Origin of the sequence: Catenulispora rubra (genome assembly GCF_015356825.1) — a bacterium.
In the GTDB taxonomy this organism is placed as follows: domain Bacteria; phylum Actinomycetota; class Actinomycetes; order Streptomycetales; family Catenulisporaceae; genus Catenulispora; species Catenulispora rubra.
In genome coordinates, this window is record NZ_JAACYW010000802.1 from 1 (window position 1) to 396 (window position 396).

Here is a 396-nt window from a genome sequence, read left to right on the forward strand (position 1 = left end):
GTGTAGGAGGGGTCGAGCATGACCGTGAACGTCCACGACTTCGACGTACCCGGGAGCAGCGAAGCCTCCGGACCGCACGTCACCGTCCCGCCGTTCCCGGCCGTACCCGTGCAGCCGTCGGCCGACGACACGAACGAGATCCTCGACGGCAACCGGTCGCTCGCGCCCGCGGCCACCGCCGTCGACGGGCCGTTGTTGGTGACCGTCACCTTGTAACTGAAGGTCTGTCCCGGGACGACCGGGGTGGTGGTCGTGGTCTCCTTGGCGGTCAACAACTGCGCCGAGGGCGCCGCCGGTCCGGGCGGGAGCACCGGACCGCTGGGGTCCTTCGTCCCGCCGGTGGTGGAGGTCGGCGTGGCGACGTTGCCCTGGTCCGAACCGTCACCGGTGTAGGAG

The 396-nt window shown here is 70.5% G+C and carries 1 pseudogene; it reads right to left on the reverse strand.

Annotated features, from left to right (window positions below):
- Positions 1-396: pseudogene (locus GWK61_RS55495) on the reverse strand (DUF11 domain-containing protein); the annotation flags it as partial.